Origin of the sequence: Thiomonas arsenitoxydans (assembly GCF_000253115.1) — a bacterium.
Classification (GTDB): domain Bacteria; phylum Pseudomonadota; class Gammaproteobacteria; order Burkholderiales; family Burkholderiaceae_C; genus Thiomonas; species Thiomonas arsenitoxydans.
The window spans coordinates 2,917,921-2,937,253 of record NC_014145.1 but is presented as its reverse complement, the minus strand read 5'-3'; the positions used below and the strand labels follow the sequence as shown (position 1 = coordinate 2,937,253).

The following is a 19,333-nucleotide window of genomic DNA, read 5'->3' as shown; positions in this document are numbered from 1 at the left end:
ATTGATTGTTTCGACGCCTTTGACTTGATGCCCCGACCGTGAGCTCTCCCTTGACCTCCAGCCTGCCCCCCTCCGCCCAGCCGCCTGTGCGCAAACCGCGGTCGATGTTGACGCTGTGGCTGTTGTTCGCCATGGCGGCAGCGCCCATCGTGGCCGCGTTTTTTCTGTTTTACGTCGTCCATCCTGCGGGCAAGCCGCCTTACGGCAGTCTGGTCGAGCCGCAGCGCCCGATTCCCTTGAATCTCGGCCTTAAAACGCTGGACGGTCAACCCTACAGCCTGAAACGGCTCGAGGGCTACTGGCTGATGGTGATGGCAGCGCCGGGCGCCTGCGACAAAGAGTGCCAACAATCCTTGTTTTACATGCGGCAGATCCGCATCGCCCAGGGCGATAACCGCGACCAGGTCGTGCGCGTCTGGCTGGTGACGGACGATGCGCCGATCAACCCAGGCGTGTTGGAGCCGGCCGAAGGAACGTTGATCTTGCGCGGCAACCCGCAACAACTGGCCAGTTGGCTGCCTCACAAAGACGGCAGCTTGCAGGGGCCGACGTGGCTAGTCGATCCGTTCGGCCACCTGATGATGCAGTTTCCGGCCAACCCCGATCCCACCCGGATGCGGCGTGTGCTCGCCAAGCTGCTCTACAACAACGCCGGTATCAAGTTCAAGCATGTGGAGCCCGTCCAATGAGTGTCGCAAGCAATGCCATTTGGCAGTTTTCTCTGCACTGGGTGCAGGCGCTGGTGTGGGTGCTGGTGCTGGCCGGGGTGTTTTGGATGGGACTGAAAATGCGCTGGTCCAAGCTCACCGCGGTACTGGTGTTCCTCACCCTCGATCTGGTGATGTTCGGCTCGTATGTGCGCCTGACCGACTCCGGCCTGGGCTGCCCCGACTGGCCCGGCTGTTATGCCAAGTTCACGCCGCTGCAGGCGCATGAGCAGATCGCGCAGGCGGTAGAAGAGCAAGGCGGCACCCAGGGCTATGTGAGCCCCTTCAAAGCCTGGGTGGAAATGATCCATCGCTACGCCGGCAGCATTATCGGCACGCTGATCATGGTGCTGCTGGCCCGGGCGATCTGGGCGAAAAAACATGGAGAAGACATCAAGCTCGGCTTGCCGATCGTGCTCTTTTTCTGGGTGGTCCTGCAAGGCCTGTTCGGTAAATGGACGGTGACCATGCAGTTGATTCCCCTGATCGTCACCCTGCATCTCATGGGGGGCGTCATCCTGCTGGCGCTACTGGCCTGGTTCTGGATGCGAAACCGGGCAGATTTGGTGAGCGTGAACGCCGGCGCGCTCACGCGCGCTTTGCTGTGGATCGCGATGATCGCGGTCGGCATTCAGATTTTCCTCGGCGGCTGGACGAGTACCAACTACGCCGCTCTGGCCTGCAGCGGCTTTCCTACCTGCAATGGAAGTTTCGACCCCAATGCCAACTGGGCGCAGGGCTTCACGCTTTGGCGCCACCTAGGTCTGACCGGTGATGGCCAGCCGATCACCGAGGCCGCGCTGGTGGCCATTCAATGGGGGCACCGCCTGTTCGCCATCGTCGCCACCGCGGCGGTGTTTGCGGCCGTGGCGGCGCTCTGGCGTTTTACAGCATTGCGCCGTCTGGCGATGTGGATTGCAATTGCCGTGGTGCTGCAAGTCGTTTTCGGCATCGTGCTGGTCACCGAGGGGCATCCCCTGATCGTTGCTGTGGCGCATAACGGCGGCTCAGCCGTTCTGATGCTGCTGCTCGTCATGGGGATTTACCGCGTCAGCGCCACCGCGCGTCAACAAGCGCCTTCGGAATCGCTCGGCTCGGCCTTCGTCAAAGTGACGCCGCCCCATCCCTTGCCGAAGCATTGAGGCCTGCTTCAGGAGACTCTCATGAATCATCAAGTTCTCAACAACACCCCCAGCCCCCTGCGAGTTGCGTCGCAGCTTTACGCGCTGACCAAGCCGCGCGTGGTGCAGCTGATCGTGTTCTGCGCGGTCATCGGCATGTTTCTCGCCGAGCCCACCCTGCCGGCTTGGCAGCCGGTGTTGTTCGGTACGCTGGGCATCTGGCTGGTGGCCAGCGCTGCAGCTGCGTTCAACTGTCTGGTTGAGCAGAAGATCGATGCGGTGATGCGCCGCACCGCCTGGCGGCCCTCGGCCAATGGTGAACTGAGCGCGCCGGTCATCATCACGTTTTCTGGGGTGCTGTGCGCCGCCGGCATGTGGCTGCTCTACACCCAGGTCAACCCGCTGACCATGTGGCTGACCTTCGGCACCTTCGTCGGCTATGCCGTGGTTTACACCATCTTTCTCAAACCGGCCACGCCGCAGAACATCGTCATTGGCGGCGCCTCGGGCGCCATGCCGCCGGTACTGGGCTGGGCGGCAGTGAGCGGCAACGTCTCGGTCGACGCCATGCTGCTGTTTCTCATCATCTTTCTGTGGACGCCGCCGCATTTCTGGGCGCTGGCGCTTTACCGGGTGGAAGATTACAAAAAGTCCGGACTGCCCATGCTGCCGGTCACGCATGGTTCCGAGTTCACCCGCACACAGATTCTGCTCTACACCCTGCTGCTCAGCGCGGTGACGCTGCTGCCCTATGTGCTGGGCATGAGCGGCCTGATCTATTTGGCCAGCGCGGTGGTGCTCGACGGCATTTTTATCGCCTACGCCTGGGCGCTCAAACGCGAGTACAGCGATTTGCTCTCGCGCAAGACTTTCCGCTATTCCATCCTGTACCTTTCGCTGCTCTTCGCCGCCCTGCTGGTGGACCATTACCTGCACTTCCACTTCGTCTGAACGCTCGTCTGATGCCCGCCCGCTTTTCTGCCGCACGTCGCTCGCTGGTTCTGTCTGCCGCTTTTGCGCCCCTTGCCTCTTTGGTGCTGACGGCCTGCAGCAAGCCCTATGTGTTTCACGGCGTGGACATCACCGGGGTGCCTTATGCCGACGGCTTTTCGCTGACCGATTTCAATGGCAAGACGCGAACCCTGGCTGACTTTGCCGGCAAGGTGGTGGTGATGTACTTCGGCTATACCCAATGCCCCGACATCTGCCCGGCATCGATGCAGGTAGTGGCGCAGGCCATGGACGATCTGGGCGAGAAAGCCCGCGATGTGCAGTTTCTGTTCGTTACCGTCGACCCCGAGCGTGACACGCCGGAAATCCTCAAGGCCTACGTCACTCATTTCAACCCGACTTTCCTGGCGCTTACCGGCACGCCCGCGCAGATCGCTCTGACGGCGAAAGACTTCAAGGTCTATTACAAAAAAGTACCGGGCAAGACGCCGGGCAGCTACACCATGGATCACACCGCCGGGTTTTATGTGTTCGATCCCAAGGGCAAGATCCGGCTGTTCGAGCGCGAGGGCGTCTCGGCCAAAGATCTGGCACAGGACATCAACGCCCTGATTGAAGGGCATTGAGCGAGGGGCATTGAGCCCGGGTCGCCAGTGTCCGCTGGCATGACGACATCCCTACAGATACAGACTTACATCGGCCGGTTTGCGCCGTCACCCACCGGGCCGCTGCATGCAGGCTCTCTGGTCGCTGCGCTGGCCTCTTGGCTGGACGCGCGCGCGCATGGCGGGCTCTGGCTGGTGCGCGTGGAAGATGTGGACTTCACCCGCAACCAGCCCGGCGCCGCTCAGTGCATCCTGCAGCAACTTGCGGACTGCGGTCTGCAGCCCGATCAGCCGCCCGTTTGGCAATCGCAGCGCGAGGCGCTCTATCAGCAGGCGCTCGACCAACTCGTCACCTCCGGTCGGGCTTACCCCTGTGGCTGTTCCCGCTCAGACATTCTGGCGCTACTTGGCGCGCAGGGCCGCCTGCTGGCGCGCGGGCATGAGGCGGTGTATCCCGGAACTTGCCGCACAGGGCTGCACGGCCGTAGTCCGCGATCGTGGCGCGTGCGTCTGCCTGACGATGCCGCGCAGCCCCTGCGCTGGAGCGACCGCCGCTTGGGCGCGCAGTCTCAGGTGCTCAGCCAGGAGGTGGGCGACTTTGTGCTCAAACGCGCCGACGGCGCCTGGGCCTATCAACTCGCCGTGGTGGTGGACGATGCGACGCAAGGCGTGACCGATGTGGTGCGCGGGGAAGATCTGGCCGCGTCAACCGCACGGCAGATCGCCCTGCAGCGTCTGCTCGGTCTGCCGACGCCGCGCTATCTGCACACCCCGCTGGTGCGAGATGCGCAGGGAGAAAAACTCTCCAAGCACCAGGGCGCGGCAGCCTTCGTGGGCGGGGCGCAGAGCGTGCAGCAGGCGCTCGGTGTACTGGGGCTGGACGTTCGTTCCAACACCCTGCCCGAACTGCTGGCGCAGGCGGTGCAGGCGTGGCGCGACAAATAGCCTACAGCGCAGCAAGCCGTTTGAGCGCGGCGTCCAGTGTGGCGTCTTGTTTGGCGAAACAGAAACGAACCACGCCGCGCTGCCGTCCGTCGGGCTCGAAGGCCGATAGCGGAATAGCGGCCACGCCGATCTCGGCGGTGAGCCAGCGGCAGAAGGCGTCGTCCGGCAGGTCGCTGATGGCGTCGTAGCGCACGCACTGAAAGTAGCTGCCGCTGCAGGGCAGCAGTTCAAACCGGCTGCCCGCGAGCCCGGCGCGGAAGCGGTCGCGCTTGGCCTGATAGAAGCCGGGCAGATCGCGGTAAGGCGCCGGGTCGGCCAGATAGTGGGCCAAGCCATGCTGCATGGGCGTGTTGACGGTGAATACGTTGAACTGATGCACCTTGCGGAACTCGGCGGTGAGCGCGGCCGGGGCGGCGACGCTGCCGACCTTCCAACCCGTGACGTGAAAGGTTTTGCCGAAACTCGACACCACGAAGGTACGCGCGGCCAGGCCGGGAAACCGCGCGGCGCTCTGATGCTGTGCGCCGTCGAACACCATGTGCTCGTACACCTCATCGGCAATCAGCACGATGTCGGTGGGCGCGAGCAGCGCTTCGAGCTGGCGCATATCGGCCTCGCTCCAGACCGTGCCGCTGGGATTGTGCGGACTGTTGATGAGCAAGGCACGGGTGCGTGGGGTGATGGCCGCGGCAATGGCGGTGAAATCCGGGCGGAAGTCGGCTTGCAAGGGCACGGTGCGGGCCACGCCGCCGCACAGGGCGATGTTGGGCAGGTAGCTGTCGTAGCTGGGCGTGAGCACAATGACTTCATCGCCCGGATGCACCACGGCGAGCAGGGCCGTGAAAATGGCCTGAGTCGCCCCGGCGGTGATGGTGATTTCGGCGTCGGCGTCATAGCGCATACCGTGCAGCGCGGCGATCTTGTCGGCCACCGCTTGCCGCAAGGCGGGAACGCCGGTCATGGGCGGATATTGGTTGGCGCCGCGGCGCATGGCCTGATCCACCGCGTCGATGAGGCGCGGGTCACAGGAAAAATCCGGAAATCCCTGGCCGAGGTTGATGGCGCCATGCTCCTGCGCCAGTGCCGACATGACGGTGAAGATGGTGGTGCCAACTTGCGGCAGACGCGAGGCAATGTGGGGCGTTTGGTGAGTTTGGAGCGACATGGGGGACGGCGGCGATCAGATGGAAAACACGTCTTGTCCGTCCAGCTCACCACGCAGGGTTTGTTCCACCAGTTTGCGCGGCAGGCGGGGCGAGATCAGCTCGGTGAACAGGGGCACGAAACTGCGTTGCAGCACGCCGCGCTTGAACGCCACGCGCGTGAGCTGCTGACCGAACAGATGCCCGGCGGGAAGTGCGCGCAGTGCGGTGTCACGTTCAGCCGAGATGGCCATTTCGGCGATCAGCCCCACACCCAGCCCCAGTTCGACATAGGTTTTGAGCACGTCGGAATCGAGCGCTTCGAGCACGATCTGCGGTTGCAGGTTGGCATGGGCGAAGGCGGCATCGATCTGACGGCGTCCGGCAAAGGTGGGCTCGTACGTCACCAGCGGAAAGGTGGCCAGTTCGGCCAGGGTGAGCTCGGTGCGATCACACAAGGCGTGCCCGTGCGGCACGACAGCCAGATGCTGCCAGCTGTAGCAGGGCAGGGTGAGCAGGTCGGGCGAATCTTGCAGCGACTCACTGGCCAGGCCCAGATCGGCGCGTTCTTCGCGCACAGCCTGCGCCACTTGGTCGGGTGTGCCCTGCAACAGTTGCACCTGCACGGCGGGCATGCGTCGGCGGAACTCGGCAATCACCCAGGGCAGTTTGTAGCGGGCCTGGGTGTGAGTGGCGGCCACCGTGAGCTGGCCCGCGTCGCGCGCGGCGTAGTCTTGCCCGATGCGCTTGAGGTTGGCGACCTCGCGCAGAATGATGTCCACACTGCGCAGCACCTCGACGCCCGGCTCGGTGAGTTTGCGGATGCGCTTGCCGTGGCGGCTGAAAATTTCCACCCCCAGCTCGCTCTCCAACTCGATGATGGCCTTGGACACGCCGGGCTGCGAGGTATGCAGCGCCCGCGCCGCCTCGGTGAGGTTGAGCTTGCGGCGCACGGCCTCTTGCAGAAAACGGAATTGGTGCAAGTTCATCGCTATCCTTGTCCGGCCGGTTTTAGCGGAACCGAACCTGCCAGGCAAACACGATCAGCCCCAGTCCGCCAAAAAGCAGCATGGGCATGGCTGCTGTGATGGCCGGTGGCCACGTTCCCAAAATGCCCAGACTGGAAAACAAGGTGTTGAGCAAGATGAACGCGATTCCCAGCACGATGCCCGCGAGCACTTTGCCGCTGACGCCTTTCGAGCGCGTGTGCAGGTAGGCGAAGGGCAGGGCGAGCAGCAACATCACCACGGCGCTGAAGGGGTAGAACAGCTTTTTCCAAAGTTGGATTTCATAGCGCTCGGCCGCCTGATGATTGGCGCGCAAATGCTGGATATAGCGCCACAGGTCGATGGCCGACATCTTGTCGGGCGACAGCAACAGCACTCCGAGCACGCTAGGCGAGAGCGAGGTCCGCCAGCGATAGCTCGGCAACTGGGTCACTTTCAAGGCGGCGCCGGTCTGTTGCGGGAGTTCGGTGCGGGTGACGTTGTGCAGCATCCAGGTGCCACCGCCTTCGTACTGGCCACTGGGCGCATGCAGTTCGGCAGCAATCTGCGCCTGGGCATTGAGCACATAGATGTGGATGTCAGTGAGATCGCCTCGGGTGTTGATGGCTTTGATGTTGACGGTCTGATTGCCGCTTCGGTCTGAATCGTTGCGCAGCCAAACGCCCGAAGCCAATTGGGTGCCGATGCCTGACCCTCCCCCGGCCTGCAACCGCGCCGACAGTTGCCCGGCTGCCGGGGCAAGCCACTCACCGAGCAAGAACAAGGTGACCACCAGCGCGGCGGCCAGTTGCAGCAGCAAACCCAGCGCCGCGCGCGGGCTCAGTCCCGAAATTCGCAGAATGGTGAACTCGCTGCTCGCAGCCAAAGAGGCCAGCGCGAACACGCCACCCACCAGCGTGGCGATGGGCAAGACTTCATAGGCGCGGCTGGGCATGCTCAGCGCGACATGCAGCAGGGTGCCGCTCAGGCTGAAACCCGGTTTGCCCAAATTGCTCAGGTCGTTGAGCATGTCGATGAAAAACAGCAGCGCAAGAAAAGCCAGGGTCACCAGACCCACGGCGCTGAGCACATGCAGCAGCAGAAAGCGGCGTACCGTGCGCATCAGGCGTGTGCTCCGGATCGTGCGCGGACTGGCCACAGACGGTGCAGCCAGCCGTTGCCCCGCATCAGCAGCAGCAACAGCAACAATACCGCGCCGCCATGCACCAGCAGGAAGCCGCTGGTAAATCCCACCCGGCCTTCGCTGATCCAGCCTTGCAGCACATTGAGCAGGTTGAAATAAATCAGGTAGACCAGAATGGCGCTGATCAGGCTGCCCGCGCGGCCGGTTCGCACCGAGCCCGAGGCCAGCGGCAGCGCCATCAAGGCCAGCAAGGCCGCAGACAACGGCACACCCAGCCGCCACGACAGTTCGCCCAGCCAGTTGGGAATGGCCGGGTTGAACAGATACTCGGTGGGTACGTTGCGGTTGGGCTGCGTGAGCCAGTTGACCGGCCCGGTTTTGTTATCCGCCACATTGCTCAAACCGATGGTTGCATCGAGCCGCATGTCCAGCGAATCGAAGGAAGTGATGGTGTAGTTGGCCTGACCCGGCGTATGCGCGTAGCGGTTGCCGTTGCTCAGCACCAGAAAGGGCTGACCATCGATGCGCTGCACCTGCGCCGAGCGCGCCGTGATCAGCACCGTCTGGCCCGAGGTGTCATCGCGGATGAAGATGTCGTGCGCCACCCCCCCGGCCTGCGCGCCCTTGTCGATGAAAAACACCCGCTTGCCCGAGGCCGATTCGCGGAACTGCCCCGGCGCCACGCGCGAAATGTCGGAGCGTTGCTCGAAGCGAATGCGCAACGCCGTGGACTGCTGGTTGGCCCAGGGCCAGGCAAACAGGGTGAGCGCGGCGATCAACAGCAGAATGGGCCACGAAAAGCGCAGCACGCTGATCATCAACCGCAGCCGCCCCACCCCGGTGGTGCGCCAGATGGTCATCTCGGAATCGAGCCACATGCGGGTGAAGGTGAGCAGCACCGCCAGAAACAGCGACAGGGTGATGACGATCTGCAAATAGCTCAGCGCGGTCAGGCCGATGAGCAAAAACACATCCTGCGGGCTGGCCTGACCATCGGACGCCTGACCCAGAATGCGAATGAGCATCAGGGTGATGACCACGGTGAACAGCACGGTGAATGCGCCGCCGAAATTGCGGCTCATTTCACGGCGCAGGGTCAAATCGAGGAGCATGAGGAAAACTGGCGGCAGGGACGATGAGGGGGGCGTAAAGCGAAGCGCGATGGAATAATGCAGCCACACTCACTCAGGAACCCTGAACATGAAATTCAGTATATCCGCCGTCAAAAAGCCGCTTCAGACCAAAACCGATGCCCTGGTGGTCTTTGTGCCCGAGGGGCGCGGCGCCAGCGGTCTGAACGATGCGGACGCACTCGACAACCTGATCGCCCAACTGGCCGTGGATGGCGATTTCAAGGCCAAGCCAGGCACCGTTCTATCACTGCACCGGCCCACCGCGGTCGCGGCGCGGCGTCTGCTGCTCGTGGGGCTGGCGGCCAAGCCGGAATTGCGCGACTGGAAAAAGGCGCTGCAGGCCGCCGCCCAGATGCTCAAGACCTTGCCGGTCAAGCAGGCGCATCTGCTGTCGGTCAATGGCCTGGATACCCTGGCTGAACTCACGCCCACGGTGTTCTCCGAGGTGTTCTACCGCTTCGATACGACGTGTAACGTCGAAGACGCCGATACCCCTGCGCTCGAAGCCGTTCAGCTCTGCGCCGTGGGGGGCGATGCCGTGCCGACTTCGGCGAAAGCCGCCCTGCAGCAGGCCGAGTCGGTCGCCATCGGCGTGCGCCTCACGCGCGAACTCGCCAATCTGCCGGCTAATTACTGCACGCCCACCTATCTCGCTGAAATGGCGAAAAAGATGGCCAAATTCCACGGACTGGATTGCAAGGTGCTCGGGCGTCCGGAAATGGAAAAGCTCGGCATGGGTTCGTTTCTGGCCGTGGCGCAGGGCTCGGTGCAGCCGCCCAAGTTCATCGTGCTGGAATATCGCGGCGCGGGCAAGAAAGACGCGCCGCATGTGCTCGTCGGTAAAGGCGTGACCTTCGATACCGGCGGCATTTCGCTCAAGCCCGGCGCCGAGATGGACGAAATGAAGTTCGACATGTCCGGAGCCGCGTCGGTGCTGGGCGCGTTCGAGGCCATTGCCCGCATCAAACCCAAGATCAACGTGGTCGGCCTGATCGCGGCCACCGAGAACATGCCCGACGGCGGTGCCATCAAACCCGGTGATGTGGTGACCAGCATGTCGGGTCAGACCATCGAAATTCTCAACACCGACGCCGAAGGCCGCCTCATCCTCTGCGACGCGCTGACCTACGCGGCACGCTACAAACCGCAGTCGGTGGTGGACATCGCCACGCTCACCGGGGCCTGCGTGATTGCGCTGGGCAAGGTCAACAGCGGCCTGTTCACCGCAGACGACGCTCTGGCCGACGCGCTGCTCGAAGCCGGTCGCGCCACGCTCGATCCCTGCTGGCGCATGCCGCTTGAGACCGACTACGCCGATGCGCTCAAGAGCAATTTCGCCGATGTGGCCAATATCGGCGGGCGCCCTGCTGGCGCCATCACCGCAGCCTGCTTCCTGTGGCGTTTCGCCAAAGACTACCGCTGGGCGCACCTCGACATCGCGGGCACGGCCTGGAACAGCGGCGCCAACAAGGGGGCCACCGGCCGCCCGGTGCCGCTGCTGGTCAGCTACCTGCTGTCGCAGGCGCAGTAAGCGTTGTCCGGCAACCCGCCGTTGCGCGCCATCATGCCCTGCTCAGTCGAGTTTCGTGTGAACCTGCCTGACCCGCTGCGTTACGCCTGTGGGCTGCTGCGCACGGCGACACAGCGCGGCGCTCGCGTGCTGGTAGCCGCGCCCGAGCCCTTGCTCACGGAACTCGATCCGTTGTTGTGGACTTTTCAGCCCGGCAGTTTTGTGCCGCATGTCTGGCAGGACGACCCGCTCGCTGACAAAACGCCGGTCATCCTGGCTCCTCAGCCCGATCTGCCCCGGGCCGGGCGGGTGACTGCCCTGGTGAATCTCGGCCCCGATCTGGTGACCGGCTGGGAATCTCTGGAGCGAGTGATCGAACTCGTCAGTGAAAACGGGCCCGACAAGCCCGCCGCCCGCGAACGCCTGCGCGCTTATCGGGCCGCCGGGTTCGATCCCACCATCATCCCGTCCCGATCATGAAATCTTTACCGCCCAACCCTGTCGTCTTGCCCGTGCTCACCGAGCGATTGGAGCCTGAGGATGCCGTGATCGAGGAAGACATCGTCGAACCCCCGTTTGCAGTCCAGCCCTCGGCCTATGCGCAGGCGGTCTATCGCGGCCCCGAGCTTGCACAGTCTGCAGACGTTCCGTTGCTGGAGGTGCCCGCCATCGACCTCGACGAACTCTGGCTGCGCATCGCACCCGGGCTTCAGCAGCAGTTGCTGGAGCTGGTTTACGCCGAGCTGGATGCGCTGGCCCCCCAACTGGCCGCCAGACTGTTCGACACCCTCAAGCCAACCCTGCGCGCCTCGCTCGCCGAGGCGTTGCAGCAAGCTTGAAACCGCTTGAACTGAAATAGTTTTGCCAGGCAGTCAACCCAAAAGCCAGCAGGCACATTGCTTGCTAGTGTTGGTAAAGGCGATCTGTTCAAAATTCTGTAACTCGGTTAATGTATCGCCCTGTCAGATTCAAGCTGACTTCACAACACAACACACGTCTTTCCTATTGGAGGCTCATTCATGAAACTGAAACACGTCGCTCCGCTGCTGGCCCTGTCCATGGCCATTGGCACCGCCTACGCTGCGGACACCATCACCGTCACCATCGGTAGCGCATCTCCCCTGTCTGGCCCGCAAGCCAGCTTCGGCCAGGACAACGCCAACGGCGTGAAAATGGCCATCAAAGATCTGAACGCGCAGAACATCGTCATCGGCGGCAAAAAGGTCGAGTGGAAGGTCGATGCCCAGGACGACCAAGCCGACCCGAAACAAGCCACCACCGTGGCGCAAAAATTCGTTGATGAAAAGGTCAATGGCGTCGTCGGCCACCTGAACTCCGGCTGCACCTTCCCCGCTTCGCGCATTTACAACAACGCCGGCATCCCCAACATCACTCCTTCTTCCACCGATCCCAAGATTTCGCAACAAGGTTTCAAGACCTTCTTCCGCATCATCGCCAACGACAGCGCGCTGGGCGCAGGTCTGGCCAACTATGCCAAGAACACGCTGAAAGCCAAGACCGTCGCCGTGATCGATGATCGTACCGCCTACGGTCAGGGCGTGGCCGACGTGTTCGCCAAGACGGCCCAGAAAGACGGCATGAAACTGGTGGATCGCGAGTACACCAACGACAAAGCCACCGACTTCTCCGCCATTCTGACCAAGATCAAGGCTTCGCAGCCGGACATCATTTTCTACGGCGGCATGTATCCCCAGGCCGGCCCGCTGGTTCGCCAGATGCGCCAACTGGGCATCAAGGCCACGCTGATGGGCGGCGATGGCATCTGCGCACCGGAACTGGGCAAGCTCGCGGGTGAAGCCGTTGCTGGCGTCACCTGCGCCGAAGGCGGCTCCCCGCTGAGCCAGATGCCGGGCGGCGAAGCCTGGAAAAGGCGCTATGACGCCGAGTTCGGCGCCAGCGCGTTCCAGCTTTATTCGCCTTACTCGTATGACGGCACCATGGTGCTGGCGCATGCGATGATGAAAGCCAAGTCAGTCGATCCGAAGAAGTACCTGCCCTTCATCCAGAACATCGACTACAACGGCGTGACCAAGAAAGATATTCACTTCACCAAGACTGGTGAGTTGGTGGACGCCACCATCACCATCTCGACGTTCGACAAGGACGGCAAGAAGAGTGTGGTAGCCGTGCAGTAAACCCGGTGCGATTAGACCGTCTGTTGCGGCAGCGGTCCATCAAAACCAAGCGCCCTTCGGGGCGCTTTTTTATGGGCGCCGATTCAGTCTGTGGGAGCGGCGCGCATAAAAAAGCCGAGAGACCTCGCGGCATCTCGGCTTTTCAGCGTCGCAGACCTATCGATCTACGTCCTTCAAGGCAACACTAGATATTGCGGGTGTCGCCTATGAATGCGTATGAATTACTTCTTCAGCGACAGCACCCACTCGGCCAGTTGCTTGGCTTGGGCGGGGGTGACTTGCGGGTTGGCGGGCATGGGCACCGGGCCCCACACGCCAGACACGCCGTGCAGGATGGCCTTGCTCAGGGTGTCAACCGCACCCGGTTTGCCAGCGTACTTGGCGGCGACTTCCTGGTAGGACGGGCCAACCAGTTTTTTGTCCACTGCGTGGCAAGCCAGGCAGTTCTTCGATTTGGCCAGAGCCAGCATGTCTTCAGCGGCGAAAGCCGATGACATGGTCATGGTGGCGGCAGCGGCCAGGGCAGCAGCGAAAACAGCTTTTTTCATTCCAGTCCTCCAGTAGGGTTAAACAAAACAGGTACAGCCAAGTAACGCATCTTAATCAATTCGGTTGACGCGCAGCACAAGAAGTCAGCGAGAATTGCTCAGGTGTCATTTCAGATTGATTTCACGCAACACGCGCAGTGCAAATCGGTGTTTTCTTTTGTATCTTGTCGCTATTTCCTCTCATGGGTGCACTGTCATGGCGTTTGTCATTCTGGGTCTGATCTTTATCGTCCTCAAACTCCTGAGCATCGGGCCCGTGGCGTCCTGGTCTTGGTGGTGGGTGCTCCTGCCCTTGGCTCTGGCGTTCATCTGGTGGGAGATCATCGACCCCATGTTCGGCATCTCGAAAAAGCGGGCCATGGGCGACATGGCCGATCGGCAGCAGGCAAGACGGCAAAAGTATCGTGAAAGCCTGGGGCTGGGCGGTGGAGAGCGCCGAAAAAAATAATCCGCGCAAGCCTTTGTCGGGCTGCGATACACTGGCTCTAGTCAGGAGAGCGCTGAGGTGTCATGCGGCCGCCGAAGGCGTAAGCCCTTACCGGGTGTACCGCTCAGGCAAAAGGACTGACCACACCGCAAGGTGTTCCTCACTGGAGAGTGGCGCTGAAATTGAGCGCTCACCGAAGGGGCAAGTCTGGCAACTCGGGTTCGCCGGATCAATCTCTCAGGTACCCAGGACAGCGAGGGGTTGAGTGCTGTGTCTTGCGCCGCGATGGCAAGAGATGCGGCGGCATTGGCGCCTTCAGGCGTCTCACCCCCCGCGAGAACCGACGTGTCCCACTCCGCAGATTCCGAACTGATTTTGACTCCCCTGCACGCCCTGCACCTTGAACTCGGTGCGCGCATGGTGCCATTTGCCGGTTATGCCATGCCGGTGCAATATCCGAAGGGCATTCTGGCCGAGCACCTGCATACCCGGCAAAGCGCGGGGCTGTTCGATATTTCGCATATGGGGCAAGTGGCGCTGCGCGGCGATGACGCCGCTGCGGCGCTCGAAACCTTGGTGCCTATGGACATCCAGGGGCTGCCCGAGGGCAAGCAGCGCTACGCCTTGTTCACCAATGAGCAGGGCGGCGTGCTCGACGACCTGATGGTGATTCCGCGTCAGCGTGCCGATGGAGCCGGGCAGGAGCTATTCCTCATCGTCAACGCCGCCTGCAAGGTGCAGGATGTGGCCTTGCTGCAGACGCTTTCTGATCGCTGCGAGGTTGTGCCCATGCCCGAGCAGGCCTTGCTGGCGCTGCAGGGGCCGCAAGCCGTGCAGACCTTCGCCCGTCTGGTGCCCGAGGCGGCCGACCTGGTGTTCATGACAGGTCGCTGGATGGATGTGCCGGTCGAGGGCGGGGCGATTCGCATTTTCGCCACACGCAGTGGCTACACCGGAGAAGACGGGCTGGAAATCTCGGTGTCCGCTGCCGATGCGCAGCGGCTTGCGCGTTTGCTGCTCTCTCTGCCCGAGGTTGAGCCCATCGGTTTGGGGGCACGCGACACCTTGCGGCTCGAAGCCGGGCTCTGTCTTTACGGCCACGATATCGACACCTCGACCACGCCGGTCGAGGCGGGGCTGACCTGGGCGATTCAGAAGGTGCGGCGCCACGGTGGCGCGCGCGCCGGAGGATTTCCGGGCGCCGAAGTCATCCTGGCCCAAATCGATCAGCCGAATCTCGCGCCCCGGCGCCGCATCGGCCTTATCGGTCTGGATCGCACCCCGGTGCGAGAGGGCACGGAGCTGCTGGCCGCCGATGGCCGCTTGGCGGGCCGGGTGAGCAGCGGCAGCTTTGCGCCGAGCGCGGGCGGCCCCGTGGCGATGGCCTATGTCGCCGCCGAGTTTGCCGTTCCTGCGGGCACGCTGTACGCCCAGGTGCGCGGCCGTGCCGTGCCCATGCAGTTGCAACCCATGCCGTTTGTGCCGCACCGCTATTGGCGTGGTTGATGGCGCGATTGCAGCCTTGATGCCTTGCCGCGTCTAATTTGATTCCCTTTTTGATATCCGGAGTTTTCCATGAGCCTGAAATTCACCCCCGACCATGAATGGATTCGCGTCGATGCCAATGGCGTCGCCACCGTGGGCATCACCCCGCATGCGCAAGATGCGCTGGGCGACGTGGTGTTCGTCGATCTGCCCGAAGTGGGCAAGACCTACGCCGCGCACGACACCGTGGGCGTGGTCGAGTCGGTGAAGGCGGCGGCCGATGTGTTCAGCCCGGTTTCGGGCGAAGTGACCGAGGTCAACGAAACGCTGCGCGCCGATCCGTCGCTCGCCAACTCCGACCCGCAAGACAGCGGCTGGTTTTTCCGCATCAAGCTGTCTGATCCGAGCCAACTCGACGGCCTCATGGACGAAGCCGCCTACGCTGAACTGCTCAAGAACGCCTGAACACACCTGCCTTTTCGGAGATACGCATGTTGATGTCCACCCAACCCGCGCTGCGCGATCTTGAAGATGCGCAGGCCTTCCAGCGCCGTCACATCGGCCCCGATGCGGCAGAGCAGCAGCACATGCTGTCGGCGCTGGGCGCTGAAGATCTGTCGGGTTTGATGAGCGTGGTGATCCCTGCAGCCATCCGTCGCAAGCAGGCGTTCGATTTGCCGGCGGCCATCGACGAGGCTCAGGCGCTGAGCGAGTTGCGGGGCATCGCCAGCGGCAACCGGGTGATGCGCAGCTATATCGGCCAGGGCTACTACAACGCCCTGATGCCCGGCGTCATTCAGCGCAATGTGCTGGAGAACCCGGCCTGGTACACCGCGTACACGCCGTATCAGCCGGAGATCAGCCAGGGGCGGCTGGAGGCGCTGCTCAACTTCCAGACCCTGGTGGCCGATCTCACCGGCATGGATGTTTCCAACGCCTCCATGCTCGACGAGGCCACCGCCGCCGCCGAGGCCATGACCCTGGCGCTGCGTTCGAGCAAGTCGCCCTCCAAATCGCAGCGCTTTTTCGTCGCTGACGATGTGCTGCCGCAAACCCTCGAAGTGCTGCACACCCGCGCCGCGCCGCTGGACATCGAGGTCGTTACCGGCGCGGTGGACGAGGCGCTGGAAGGTGAGTATTTCGGCGTGCTGCTGCAATACCCGGGCGTGGACGGCACCGTGCGCGACGACCGCGAACGCATCGCCGCGCTCAAGGCCAAAGGCGTGCTGGTCGTGGTGGCGGCCGATCTCCTGGCGCTCACCCTGCTGATGTCGCCGGGCGAACTCGGGGCCGACATCGCCTGCGGCACCACCCAGCGTTTCGGTCTGCCGCTGGGGCTGGGCGGCCCGCATGCCGGTTATCTGGCGGTGCGCGACGCGCTCAAGCGCTCGATGCCCGGCCGCCTCGTCGGCGTGAGCCAGGACGCGCACGGACAACCGGCTTATCGCCTGGCGCTGCAAACCCGGGAGCAGCACATCCGCCGCGAAAAAGCCACGAGCAATATCTGCACCGCGCAGGTGCTGCCCGCCGTGCTGGCCAGCATGTACGCGGTGTATCACGGCCCCGAGGGCCTCAAGCGCATCGCCCAGCGGGTGCATGCCTACACCGTATTGCTGGCGCAGGGGCTGGAGCAGGTCGGCCTGCCGGTGCTCAACGCCCAGTTCTTCGACACCCTGACGGTGCACACCGGCACGCGCACTGAAGAGGTGCATGCTGCTGCGCTGAAGCGGGGCATCAACTTCCGCCGCATCGGCGCGCAGCATGTCGCGGTGTCGCTGGACGAAACCGTGACCCGCGGCGATCTGGCCGACATCCTGGCCTGCTTCGGCGTGACGCAGAATGAGGCGCTGTTTGCCGCCGCCGAAAAGGGTGTGGCGCCGCGCTGGCCGCAGCAACTGGCCCGAGTCAGCGCATTCCTCACCCATCCGGTGTTCCATCGCTATCGCAGCGAGACTGAAATGCTGCGCTACCTGCGCCGTCTGGCCGACAAGGACATCGCGCTCGACCGCGCCATGATTCCGCTGGGCTCGTGCACCATGAAGCTCAACGCCACCAGCGAGATGACGCCTATCACCTGGCCTGAGTTCGCCGCCATTCACCCCTTTGCGCCCGCAGACCAAACCCGCGGCTACACCCAACTGGCGCAGCAGCTCGAACAATGGCTTTGTGCGGCCACGGGCTACGACGCCATGTGCCTGCAGCCCAACGCCGGGTCGCAGGGCGAGTACTCAGGGCTGCTGGTCATTCGCGCCTATCACGCCAGCCGGGGTGAAGGGCATCGCGATGTCTGCCTGATTCCCTCTTCGGCCCACGGCACCAACCCGGCGTCTGCGCAGATGGCGGGCATGCGGGTGGTCGTCACCGCCTGCGACGCGCAGGGCAACGTCGACCTGGCCGATCTGCGCGCCAAGGCCGAGCAGCATGCCGACCAGCTCGCCGCGTGCATGATCACCTACCCGAGTACGCACGGCGTGTTCGAGACCGAAGTGCGCGCCATTTGCGACATCATCCACCAGTATGGCGGGCAGGTGTATGTGGACGGCGCCAATATGAACGCGCTGGTCGGCCTGGCCAGTCCGCCCGAGTTCGGTGCGGATGTGTCGCACCTGAATCTGCATAAGACTTTCTGCATTCCGCACGGCGGCGGCGGCCCCGGCGTGGGGCCGATCGGCGTGCGCGCCCACCTCGCCCCGTTCCTGCCAGTGCATCGTTCCACCGGTCTGGAGCGTGAAGGCGCGGTCGGTGCGGTCAGCGCCGCCCCCCTGGGCAATGCCAGCGTGCTGCCGATTTCGTGGATGTATATGCGCATGATGGGCGCGGACGGCCTGACGCAGGCCAGCCGCGTGGCCATTCTGTCGGCCAACTACATCGCCGAAAAGCTCAAGGACCACTATCCGGTGCTCTACACCGGCGACAACGGCCGCGTGGCGCACGAATGCATTCTCGACCTGCGTCCGCTGAAGGATGCCACGGGCATCAGCAACGAAGATGTCGCCAAGCGCCTGATGGACCACGGTTTTCACGCACCGACCATGAGCTTCCCGGTGCCGGGCACGCTGATGATCGAGCCGACCGAAAGCGAGTCGCTGGCCGAGCTCGACCGCTTCATCGACGCCATGATCGCCATCCGCGCCGAGATTGCCCGGGTGGAAAAAGGGGAATGGCCTCCTGAGGACAATCCTCTGAAGGCCGCCCCGCACACCGCAGCAAGCGTGCTCGGCGCGGATTGGCCGCATGCCCACAGCCGCGAGGAGGCCGCCTTTCCGATTCCCGCCTTGAGGGCCAACAAATACTGGCCGCCGGTGGGCCGGGTGGACAACGCTTGGGGCGACCGCAACCTGCAGTGCGCCTGCCTGCCCATCAGCGACTACACCTAAAAAGACGCACCATGCACCCCCCTGAACTCCGCCAGCATTTCGCCAGCGACAATTACGCCGGCATCTGTCCCGAAGCCCTGCACTGGCTGCTGCAGGCCAATGCCTCGGGCCATCAGCCGGCGTATGGCGACGATGGCTGGACGCACCGCGTCTCCGACCGGCTGCGCGATCTGTTCCAGACCGATTGCGACGTGTACTTCGTGTTCAACGGCACCGCGGCCAACTCGCTGGCGCTGGCCGCCATGTGCCAGAGCTATCACGCAGTGATCTGCACCCCGGTGGCGCATATCGAAACCGATGAGTGCGGCTGCCCGGAGTTTTTCTCCGGCGGCTCCAAGCTGCTGATCACCGAGGCTGAAAGCGCGCAGGCGCGGCGCGGCAAGCTCACGCCCGAGGCCATCGACTTCCTGGCCACCAAGCGCAGCGACATTCATTCGCCCAAGCCCAAGGTCGTCTCCATTACCCAGGCCACCGAGTTGGGCACGGTGTATAGCGTCGAAGAGGTGTGCGCCATTGCCGCCATGGCCAAGCGCCACCATCTCAAGCTGCACATGGACGGGGCCCGGTTCGCCAACGCCGTGGCCACGCTGGGCTGTCATCCGAGCGACATCACCTGGCGCGCCGGGGTGGACGTGCTGTGCTTCGGCGGCACCAAGAACGGTCTGCCCGTGGGCGAAGCGGTGGTGTTCTTCGACCGCGAGCTGTCTGCCGATTTCGCCTGGCGCGTGAAGCAAGCCGGGCAGCTCGCCTCGAAGATGCGCTTCATTTCCGCGCCCTGGCTGGGCATGCTGGAAAACGACAACTGGCTGCGTCACGCCCGCCATGCCAACGCCATGGCGCAACGCCTGTACGCAGCCATCCATGAGGTGCCCGGCGTACGGGTGATGCATCCGCCCGAGGCCAACGCGGTGTTCGCCCATCTGCCGCGGGCCGTCATCGATATCCTGCACGGCCAGGGCTGGCGCTTCTATGAATTCATCGCCGACGGCGGCTGCCGCCTGATGTGCGCCTGGGACACCACGCCGGAATCGGTCGATGCTTTTGCCGCCGATCTCACCGCGGCCTGCACGGCGCAGGCTTGATCTGAAGGAGGCGC

Annotated in this window: 19 protein-coding genes and 2 riboswitches; of the genes, 14 read left to right on the top strand and 5 right to left on the bottom strand. The window is 63.4% G+C overall.

Annotated elements, in window-relative coordinates; genetic code table 11:
• The first annotated feature begins 38 nt into the window (after window positions 1-38).
• Genes THI_RS13790 through gluQRS form a run of 5 tightly spaced genes read left to right on the top strand, consistent with a single transcriptional unit; the run spans window position 39 to window position 4,329 of the window.
• A complete protein-coding gene (locus THI_RS13790; protein ID WP_231836210.1) occupies window positions 39-689 on the top strand; it encodes an SCO family protein in 651 nt (216 codons plus the stop codon).
• Window positions 686-1,849: a COX15/CtaA family protein gene (locus THI_RS13785; RefSeq protein WP_013106867.1), complete on the top strand. Its 1,164-nt coding sequence runs from the start codon at window positions 686-688 to the stop codon at window positions 1,847-1,849. The genes THI_RS13790 and THI_RS13785 overlap by 4 nt, the downstream gene beginning before the upstream one ends.
• 21 nt (window positions 1,850-1,870) lie before the next feature.
• The gene (gene cyoE / locus THI_RS13780; RefSeq protein ID WP_013106866.1) at window positions 1,871-2,779 is read left to right on the top strand and encodes a heme o synthase; all 909 of its coding nucleotides are present in this window, start codon (window positions 1,871-1,873) and stop codon (window positions 2,777-2,779) included.
• 11 nt (window positions 2,780-2,790) lie between these two features.
• A complete protein-coding gene (locus THI_RS13775) occupies window positions 2,791-3,405 on the top strand; it encodes an SCO family protein (protein ID WP_013106865.1) in 615 nt (204 codons plus the stop codon).
• A gap of 39 nt (window positions 3,406-3,444) precedes the next feature.
• Window positions 3,445-4,329 carry a tRNA glutamyl-Q(34) synthetase GluQRS gene (gene gluQRS / locus THI_RS13770; protein ID WP_013106864.1) on the top strand — a complete coding sequence of 295 codons (885 nt, stop codon included), beginning with the start codon at window positions 3,445-3,447 and terminating at the stop codon, window positions 4,327-4,329.
• A gap of 1 nt (window position 4,330) precedes the next feature.
• On the opposite strand, the gene THI_RS13765 is transcribed toward gluQRS, so the two are convergent.
• From THI_RS13765 to lptF, 4 genes are read right to left on the bottom strand one after another with little or no spacing between them, the layout of a single operon-like run.
• On the bottom strand, window positions 4,331-5,494 hold the full coding sequence (locus tag THI_RS13765; RefSeq protein WP_013106863.1) for a pyridoxal phosphate-dependent aminotransferase: 1,164 nt from the start codon (window positions 5,492-5,494) through the stop codon (window positions 4,331-4,333).
• A gap of 15 nt (window positions 5,495-5,509) precedes the next feature.
• Window positions 5,510-6,460 carry a CysB family HTH-type transcriptional regulator gene (locus THI_RS13760; RefSeq protein WP_013106862.1) on the bottom strand — a complete coding sequence of 317 codons (951 nt, stop codon included), beginning with the start codon at window positions 6,458-6,460 and terminating at the stop codon, window positions 5,510-5,512.
• A gap of 22 nt (window positions 6,461-6,482) precedes the next feature.
• On the bottom strand, window positions 6,483-7,580 hold the full coding sequence (gene lptG, locus THI_RS13755; protein ID WP_013106861.1) for an LPS export ABC transporter permease LptG: 1,098 nt from the start codon (window positions 7,578-7,580) through the stop codon (window positions 6,483-6,485).
• Window positions 7,580-8,713, bottom strand: a complete 1,134-nt coding sequence (gene lptF, locus THI_RS13750) for an LPS export ABC transporter permease LptF (protein ID WP_013106860.1) — start codon at window positions 8,711-8,713, stop codon at window positions 7,580-7,582. Before lptF ends, lptG begins: the two co-directional genes overlap by 1 nt.
• 88 nt (window positions 8,714-8,801) lie before the next feature.
• Here lptF and THI_RS13745 point away from each other — a divergent pair, with 88 nt between their 5' ends.
• The 4 genes from THI_RS13745 (at window position 8,802) to THI_RS13730 (ending at window position 12,400) form a co-directional block, all read left to right on the top strand.
• Window positions 8,802-10,265, top strand: coding sequence for a leucyl aminopeptidase (locus THI_RS13745; protein WP_013106859.1), 1,464 nt, complete (start codon window positions 8,802-8,804; stop codon window positions 10,263-10,265).
• A gap of 33 nt (window positions 10,266-10,298) precedes the next feature.
• Window positions 10,299-10,724, top strand: a complete 426-nt coding sequence (locus THI_RS13740; RefSeq protein WP_041609302.1) for a DNA polymerase III subunit chi — start codon at window positions 10,299-10,301, stop codon at window positions 10,722-10,724.
• Window positions 10,721-11,083, top strand: coding sequence for a hypothetical protein (locus tag THI_RS13735; protein WP_013106857.1), 363 nt, complete (start codon window positions 10,721-10,723; stop codon window positions 11,081-11,083). Before THI_RS13740 ends, THI_RS13735 begins: the two co-directional genes overlap by 4 nt.
• A 180-nt stretch (window positions 11,084-11,263) precedes the next feature.
• Window positions 11,264-12,400, top strand: a complete 1,137-nt coding sequence (locus tag THI_RS13730) for a branched-chain amino acid ABC transporter substrate-binding protein (RefSeq protein WP_013106856.1) — start codon at window positions 11,264-11,266, stop codon at window positions 12,398-12,400.
• Between the two features lie 221 nt (window positions 12,401-12,621).
• On the opposite strand, the gene THI_RS13725 is transcribed toward THI_RS13730, so the two are convergent.
• Window positions 12,622-12,948: a c-type cytochrome gene (locus tag THI_RS13725; RefSeq protein ID WP_013106855.1), complete on the bottom strand. Its 327-nt coding sequence runs from the start codon at window positions 12,946-12,948 to the stop codon at window positions 12,622-12,624.
• 196 nt (window positions 12,949-13,144) lie between these two features.
• On the opposite strand from THI_RS13725, the gene THI_RS13720 reads away from it, so the two are divergent.
• The 5 genes from THI_RS13720 (at window position 13,145) to THI_RS13700 (ending at window position 19,319) form a co-directional block, all read left to right on the top strand.
• Entirely contained in the window at window positions 13,145-13,396 is a 252-nt protein-coding gene (locus THI_RS13720; protein ID WP_013106854.1) for a TIGR04438 family Trp-rich protein, read from the top strand.
• Between the two features lie 32 nt (window positions 13,397-13,428).
• A riboswitch (glycine riboswitch) is annotated at window positions 13,429-13,525 on the top strand.
• 3 nt (window positions 13,526-13,528) lie between these two features.
• Window positions 13,529-13,639: riboswitch (glycine riboswitch) on the top strand.
• An 81-nt stretch (window positions 13,640-13,720) separates the two neighbouring features.
• Complete coding sequence (gene gcvT, locus THI_RS13715; protein WP_013106852.1) at window positions 13,721-14,881, top strand: glycine cleavage system aminomethyltransferase GcvT; 1,161 nt, start codon at window positions 13,721-13,723, stop codon at window positions 14,879-14,881.
• 69 nt (window positions 14,882-14,950) lie between these two features.
• Window positions 14,951-15,325, top strand: coding sequence for a glycine cleavage system protein GcvH (gcvH, locus tag THI_RS13710; RefSeq protein ID WP_013106851.1), 375 nt, complete (start codon window positions 14,951-14,953; stop codon window positions 15,323-15,325).
• A 26-nt stretch (window positions 15,326-15,351) separates the two neighbouring features.
• Window positions 15,352-18,237, top strand: a complete 2,886-nt coding sequence (gcvP, locus tag THI_RS13705; RefSeq protein ID WP_013106850.1) for an aminomethyl-transferring glycine dehydrogenase — start codon at window positions 15,352-15,354, stop codon at window positions 18,235-18,237.
• 11 nt (window positions 18,238-18,248) lie between these two features.
• Window positions 18,249-19,319, top strand: coding sequence for a threonine aldolase family protein (locus tag THI_RS13700; protein WP_013106849.1), 1,071 nt, complete (start codon window positions 18,249-18,251; stop codon window positions 19,317-19,319).
• Window positions 19,320-19,333 lie beyond the last annotated feature (14 nt).